Origin of the sequence: Bradyrhizobium sp. (assembly GCF_030654605.1) — a bacterium.
In the GTDB taxonomy this organism is placed as follows: domain Bacteria; phylum Pseudomonadota; class Alphaproteobacteria; order Rhizobiales; family Xanthobacteraceae; genus Bradyrhizobium.
In genome coordinates this window covers 1-6,818 of record NZ_JAURXB010000096.1, presented here as the reverse complement: position 1 = coordinate 6,818, position 6,818 = coordinate 1, and the positions used below count along the sequence as shown (strand labels likewise).

Here is a 6,818-nt window from a genome sequence, read left to right as displayed (position 1 = left end):
GCTGGGCATGGCGATTATCGCGCTGTTCATGGTGGCGCTGGCCGAGAATGCGCGTATCCCGGTCGACAATCCGGCCACGCACCTCGAACTCACCATGGTGCATGAGGCGATGGTGCTGGAATATTCCGGACGCCATCTCGCAATGATCGAATTCGGAGCGTTCCTGAAACTGCTGCTCTATGTCTCGCTGATCGCCTGCGTGTTCTTTCCGTGGAAGATCGCATTGTTCGGCACCGGAGCGCTTGCCTACGCGGTCGGCGCCGCCGCCTATGTCGTCAAGCTCGCGGTCGCCGGTTTGCTGCTGGCGCTGTTCGAGACCGCCACGGCAAAGATGCGGGTGTTTCGCGTTCCGCAGTTTCTCGGGGCGGCCCTGATGCTGGGCCTGCTCGGGACGCTCCTGCTGTTCGTGTCAAGGAGCTTCTGATGCAGATGCACAGCCTCGCCTTCGACGTCTCCCATACGCTGGCCGGCGGCCTCGTGCTGATCAGCTTCATGATGCTGTACCAGGACCGGCTCTATTCGCTGCTCAACGTGTTCGCCCTGCATGCCCTGGTGCTGGCGCTGTCCGTCGCCTGGCAGGCCTACATCCAGGACGCACCGCATCTCTACGTCACCGCGGTCATCGCGCTGGTGTTCAAGGCGATCGTGATTCCGGTGGGACTACACCGCATCGTCAAGCAGCTCGGCATTCACCGCGACATCGAATCGGCGGTGGGAATTGGCATGACCATGCTGGCCGGAATGGGCCTGGTCGCGCTCTCGATGGTGCTGATGCTGCGGGTGACCGCCGACGCCGACCCGCTGGCGCGCGAGGATCTCGCCTTCGCGCTGTCGGTGGTGCTGCTCGGGTTGCTCGTCATGGTGACGCGCCGCAACGCCGTCAGCCAGGTGGTCGGGTTCATGTCGCTCGAGAACGGGCTGGTGCTGGCGGCGACCGGCGCCAAGGGCATGCCGCTGGTGGTCGAGATCAGCGTGGCGTTCTCGATCCTGATCGCCTTCATCGTGATCGGCATCTTCCTGTTCCGGATCCGCGAACGCTTCGATTCCGTCGACGTCTCCGCCCTCGACGACTTCAGGGGCGAGCGGCGATGAATCCGGCTTCCTTCGATCCGGTCACGGCCGTCCTGCTGATTCCGATCGGCGCGGCAGCGCTATTGGCCGCACTTCCCGGCTACCGATTGACCGCGCGCCTCAACGTGGTCGCCAGTCTGGCGACATTTCTCGCCGCGCTTTCATTGTTCGCGATCGACCGCCCGCCGCCCGGGCCCTACGTGCTGGTCGACGATCTCAACATCGTCTTCATCGTGCTCAACACCTTCGTCGGTTTCACCACCAGCATCTTCTCAGCCAGCTACATCGCCCACGAACTCGATACCGGCCGGCTGACCCCGACTTACTTGCGTTTCTACCACGCCATGTACCAGATCATGATGTTCGGCATGAACCTGGCATTCGTGTCGAACAATATCGGACTGATGTGGGTCGCAGTGGAAATCGCCACGCTGTCCACGGTGCTGATGGTCGGCATCTACCGCACCCATGCCGCGCTGGAAGCGGCGTGGAAATATTTTATCCTCGGCAGCGTCGGCATCGCGCTCGCGCTGTTCGGCACCATCCTGGTCTACATGGCGGCGCGACCGGTGGTCGGCGAAGGCCAGGACGGCATGATCTGGACGCTGCTGATCGAGCATGCCGCAAAATTCGACCCGGCCTTGCTCAACGTCGCCTTCGTGTTCCTGTTTCTCGGCTACGGCACCAAGGTCGGCCTGGCGCCGCTGCATGCCTGGCTGCCCGACGCCCATGCCGAAGGTCCGACGCCGATCTCGGCCGTGCTGTCCGGCCTGCTGCTGAACGTGGCGCTCTATGCGCTGCTGCGCTTCAAGATCCTGCTCGCCGCCAATCCGGCTGCGATTGCGCCCGGCCCGCTGATGGTGACGATGGGGCTGGTCTCGGTGGTGTTCGCGGCGTTCATGCTGTACCGACGGCGCGACATCAAGCGGCTGTTCGCCTATTCCTCGATCGAGCACATGGGCATCATCGTCTTTGCCTTCGGCATGGGCGGCCCGCTCGCCAATTTTGCAGGGTTGCTGCACATGGTGATGCACAGCCTGACCAAGTCGGCGATCTTCTTTGCGGTCGGCCACATCTCGCAGATCAAGGGCACGCAGCGGATCCACCGGATCCGCGGCCTGACGGTAACGCATCCGGCGCTCGGCTGGGGCCTGGTGGTCGGCGTCGCCGCGATCGCCGGGTTGCCGCCGCTCGGCATCTTCATGAGCGAGTTTCTGGTGGTGACCTCCACCTTTGCGCGGCAGCCGCTGCTTGCGATCGTGCTGGTATTCGGGATCCTGCTGGCGTTCGGCGCCTTGCTGCTGCGGCTGACCAGCGTCGCATTCGGCCGGCCGCGCGGCAGCTCGGCACCGGCCGAGGCTTCCTACGTTCCGATGTTCGCCCATCTCGCGCTGGTGCTGGTTGCGGGCATCTATCTTCCCGCACCGCTCGTGGCCTGGTTCCAGAATGTCGCTCGCCTGCTTGGATAGTCCAAAGGATTAACCGGATATGCCGTCGCTGATCGATCTCATGCTGGAGGGCCGCGGCGTGGCGCATCACGGCCCGTGGCCGCGCGCCGTAGTCGATGCGCCCGTCTGGAATTTTGCCATGAGCGAACTGGCGCATGGCCGCTGGAGCCTGCTCGGTCTCTGGGGCGAGCCGTCGGCGGTGCACATGGCAATCATCGACGGCCAGACCGCCGGGATCGCCGTCGTCAGCCTGGATTGCCCCGATCGCGTCTATCCTTCGGTCGGCCTGCACCACCCGCCGGCGCTCCGGCTGGAGCGCAGCATCCGCGACCTGTTCGGCCTGGCGGCGGAAGACCTGCCCGATCCCCGCCCCTGGCTCGATCACGATCAATGGGGCGTTCGCTTTCCGCTCGGAGACCGCATCGACGCGCCGCCGAAGGCCGCACCTTATCGCTTCCTGGCTGCGGAGGGCCATGGCATGCACCAGATCGCGGTCGGTCCGGTACATGCGGGCATCATCGAGCCTGGCCACTTCCGCTTTACCGCCAGCGGCGAGACCGTGGTCCGGCTGGAGCAGCGGCTGGGATATACCCACAAGGGGATCGAGGGGCTGATGTCGGGCGCCAGTCTCGAGCGCGCCGCGACGCTTGCCGGACGCGTCTCCGGAGACAGCACCGTCGCCTATGCCTACGCATTTTCGCGCGCGGCCGAGGCGGCGTTGCATCTGGTGGTGCCCGATCGCGCGGTGTGGCTGCGCGCTTTAATGGCCGAACTCGAGCGGCTCGCCAACCATCTCGGCGACATCGGCGCGATCTGCAACGACGCCTCCTTCAGCCTGATGCACGCCCATTGCAGCGTGCTGCGCGAGAGCGTGCTGCGCGCATCGCACAGCGCGTTCGGCCATCGGCTGCTGCGGGACGTTATCGTGCCCGGCGGCGTCACCCGCGACATCAGCGAGCAAGGGACCGAAGCCATCCAGACCGTGCTGAACAACATCCGGCTACGCTTCCCGGCCCTGATCGAATTATACGACAACACCGCATCGTTGCAGGACCGCACCGTCGATACCGGCATACTCACGCCGGCATTGGCGAGACAGTACGCCGCCGGCGGCACCATCGGCCGCGCCTCCGGCCGGTCGTTCGATGCGCGCCGCGCCCTCGCCTATCCGCCCTATGACAGCCTGCGCTTCGAGGTACCGGTGCTGAACGAGGGCGACGTCAATGCCCGGGTCTGGATTCGCGTGCGCGAGGTCGAACAGTCGCTTGCCCTGATCGACCAGATATTGAGCCGGCTGCCGCAGGGCCCGCTCGGCACCCATGCGGCGCACCGGCGCGAGACGCGCGAAGGCATGGCCATCGTCGAGGGCTTTCGCGGCGACGTGCTGGTCTGGCTCCGCCTCAGGGACGGCCTGATCGAGCGCTGCCATTTGCGCGACCCCTCATGGTTTCAATGGCCGCTGCTGGAAGCCGTGATCGAGAACAACATCGTCGCGGATTTTCCGCTCTGCAACAAGTCGTTCAACTGTTCCTATTCGGGCCAGGATCTCTAGCGATGCGCAAATTGCTGTTCGAAAGCCTGTTTCGCCGGCCGTTCACCGAACTGCCGCCATTGCCTGATGACGCCGCGGTGACCGAACTTGCAGGCGCGGTCGGCCGCGCGGCGCGGCGGCGGCTCGGCCGCAGTCTCTCGATCCGCGAGATCGACGCCGGGTCCTGCAATGGATGCGAACTGGAAATCCACGCGCTCAACAACGCCTATTACGACGTCGAGCGCTTCGGCCTCAAATTCGTGGCGTCGCCGCGCCATGCCGACGTTTTGATGGTAACCGGGCCCGTGACCAGAAACATGCGCGAGGCGCTGGAGCGCACCTGGCATGCGACACCCAACCCGAAATGGGTGGTCGCGGTCGGAGATTGCGGCCGCGACGGCGGCTGTTTCGCCGGCAGTTATGCGGTGGTCGGCGGCGTCGCCGGCGTGATCCCGGTCGATCTGCACATCCCCGGCTGTCCGCCGACGCCGACGGCCATGCTGCGGGGTCTCCTCGCGCTGCTCGAACGGGTTGACAGCAATGCCGTTACGCCTTGAACATATATGCCAGCTGCCGCTATGGAGAGCGATCGTCGATGCGGGGGCCGCGACCTTATCGCGCCCGCTCCAGCGCGCGCGCTTTCGGTGGCCGGACCGTCTTCGGTTTTGCAACGTGCTCGCGGAGGCGGACGCCGCGGCCGCCGGTGGCGCTCGCAACTCCCGGACCGATCAACTCGATGCCGGCATTCTCGAGCGCGGAAATCAGTTTCATCAGCGAATCGACATTGGCGCGGATGACGCCGGCGCTGGCTTCCATGCGCTGGATCGTCGGCACCGAAAGGCCCGCCAGATCCGCGGTTTGCCGCTGATCGATGTTCAGGAGCGCGCGCGCGGCCCTGAGTTGATTGGCGGTAATCATGAGGGTCGCTCCGGTTTCGGCCAGATAATGTTTATAACATATAAATTACTGCTTCAAGCATCGATTTACGGGTGCAGTATATCATGCAGGCGAGCGTCGCCGCATGCTATTTGATGCATGAACTCGATAAGGAATCGGCTGTGCGGCTGTTGGGACGTTATCAGGGAAGAAGCGGCGAGATCGAGATCGTCGAATGCTCGTGGGATGGCACCCGGATCTATTTTGAGGAAGGCGTTCGGCAGAGCCAGGCGACACCCGACGGCGAGAGCGTCTTCACCTATGTGAAGCTGATGGATGAGCTGCTGCACCGGTCTGCCAGCATCCTGGTGCTCGGATGTGGCGGCGGCAACCTTGCCACGCGGCTGGCCCGGCTGGGAAAACAGCTGACCATCGTCGACAACAACCCGATCAGCTTCGTGATCGCGCAGAAGTTCTTCGGGCTGCCCGACGATCTCCACTGCATGGTGTCCGATTTCCGTAAATTCATCTTTCAGGACGACGTGCTTTACGACGGCATCGCCATCGATATCGGCGGCCCGGGTTTTCGCTTCAACGAGGAATTCGATGTCGAAACCTGCGATGCGATCCGCGCCAGGCTGGCGCCGGGCGGCCGCATCGTGATGAATGTGACGGTCATGAACGACATCGATCCGCTGCCCGACCGTATCGCGGCGCGGCTCGCCGGCGAGAGCATGCGGGTCTGGATCGTCGACGAACAGGGCATCGAGGACCGCAATGCCATCATCGCCTGCCTGCCGGAACGGCAGTTGAACCCGCGTGCGACGCTGAGCGAAGCCATGCAACACAATCAGGAGCGATGGTCGATCCGCCGCGGCCGGCTGCGCAGCCGCGATCTGGCGTTCGGATCACGCAACGGGTGACGGTCCGAGGATCGCCGCTTCGCCCGTCACCGGCGCCTCAAGGAACGTTTTGAGCGCGTCGATGATCTCGGCCGGCTTGTCGTGCTGCACCCAGTGCCCGGCGCCCTCGATCTTCACCAGTTCAGCCTGCCTGAAATACCCGAGCACGCCGGCGGTTTGGGGATCGGGCAAGAAACTCTCGCTGCCGGCCACCAGCAGCGTCGGACAGGTAATGCGCGACCACAGCGCGATGTTGTCTTCCAGCGACAGCCGGTACGGCGCGCGGGCGCGCAGATACGGATCGAACTTCCAGCTGTAGCCGCCGTCGGCATTCTGTTTCAGGGCATGGGTGGCGAGATGCATCGCCTGCTCGCGGGTCAGCCGCGCATTGCGCCCCGACATGCGATCGGCGCCATCGGCCACCGACGCATAGCGCTGGGTCTTCCGTTGCGCCGTCTTGTCGAGATCACCGACCCAGTCCGCGATCCTGATATCGATCGGCTTCACCCGTCGCGCCGGAAAATTGGTCACACCGTCGAGCACGACCAGCCGCGCTAGTTTTTCCGGAAACGCTCCGGCAAAGGTCAGGCTGACCATGCCGCCCATCGAGTGGCCGACGATAGCGAGGTTTTCCAGGCCTTCGGACTTCACCAGGCAGGCCAGATCGTAGACGTGATCGGCCAGGCTGTAGCTGCTGCCTTTTGCCCACTCGGAATCGCCATGACCGCGCAAATCGGGCGCGATGACGTGAAAATTCGCCCGCAACGCCTGCGCCACATGGTCCCAGCTGCGGGAGTGATCGAGGCCGCCATGGACCAGCAACAGCGGCGGCGCCGATGCGTTGCCCCAGTCGGTGTAGTGCAGCCGAAGTCCGTGGGACTGGTAGAAGCGCGCCTGCGGCGCGTCCGGTAAAGGGTTCATGACGGCCTAGATAGAGGCTGGTGGCGCGCAGGTCCAGCATTCCGGAATGCGGAATTCGGCGGATGGCGC

At 64.4% G+C, this 6,818-nt stretch carries 8 protein-coding genes; 6 read left to right on the top strand and 2 right to left on the bottom strand.

Translation table 11 applies throughout. The features are described from left to right. The 5 genes from Q7U29_RS10170 to Q7U29_RS10150 all read left to right on the top strand — a co-directional run. A partial coding sequence (locus Q7U29_RS10170; RefSeq protein WP_304740967.1) for an NADH-quinone oxidoreductase subunit H occupies window positions 1-424 on the top strand: 424 nt, incomplete at its 5' end. Window positions 425-429: 5 nt separating this feature from the next. Then, complete coding sequence (locus tag Q7U29_RS10165) at window positions 430-1,092, top strand: hydrogenase-4 component E (RefSeq protein ID WP_304740969.1); 663 nt, start codon at window positions 430-432, stop codon at window positions 1,090-1,092. Further along, window positions 1,089-2,540, top strand: a complete 1,452-nt coding sequence (locus Q7U29_RS10160) for a hydrogenase 4 subunit F (RefSeq protein ID WP_304740965.1) — start codon at window positions 1,089-1,091, stop codon at window positions 2,538-2,540. Before Q7U29_RS10165 ends, Q7U29_RS10160 begins: the two co-directional genes overlap by 4 nt. A 19-nt stretch (window positions 2,541-2,559) precedes the next feature. Continuing rightward, complete coding sequence (locus Q7U29_RS10155; protein ID WP_304740963.1) at window positions 2,560-4,071, top strand: NADH-quinone oxidoreductase subunit C; 1,512 nt, start codon at window positions 2,560-2,562, stop codon at window positions 4,069-4,071. A 2-nt stretch (window positions 4,072-4,073) separates the two neighbouring features. Further along, window positions 4,074-4,607 (top strand): NADH-quinone oxidoreductase subunit B family protein, encoded by a 534-nt coding sequence (locus tag Q7U29_RS10150; protein ID WP_304740961.1) that lies wholly within the window; start codon window positions 4,074-4,076, stop codon window positions 4,605-4,607. Window positions 4,608-4,662: 55 nt separating this feature from the next. Here Q7U29_RS10150 and Q7U29_RS10145 read toward each other — a convergent pair whose 3' ends face one another. Beyond that, entirely contained in the window at window positions 4,663-4,968 is a 306-nt protein-coding gene (locus Q7U29_RS10145; protein ID WP_304740959.1) for a helix-turn-helix domain-containing protein, read from the bottom strand. Window positions 4,969-5,081: 113 nt separating this feature from the next. Between Q7U29_RS10145 and Q7U29_RS10140 the strand changes: the two genes are divergently transcribed. Then, entirely contained in the window at window positions 5,082-5,849 is a 768-nt protein-coding gene (locus tag Q7U29_RS10140) for a class I SAM-dependent methyltransferase (protein WP_304740957.1), read from the top strand. Here the strand turns inward: Q7U29_RS10140 and Q7U29_RS10135 are convergent. Next, window positions 5,835-6,749, bottom strand: a complete 915-nt coding sequence (locus Q7U29_RS10135; protein ID WP_304740955.1) for an alpha/beta fold hydrolase — start codon at window positions 6,747-6,749, stop codon at window positions 5,835-5,837. The two genes, Q7U29_RS10140 and Q7U29_RS10135, sit on opposite strands and share 15 nt — an antisense overlap. Window positions 6,750-6,818 lie beyond the last annotated feature (69 nt).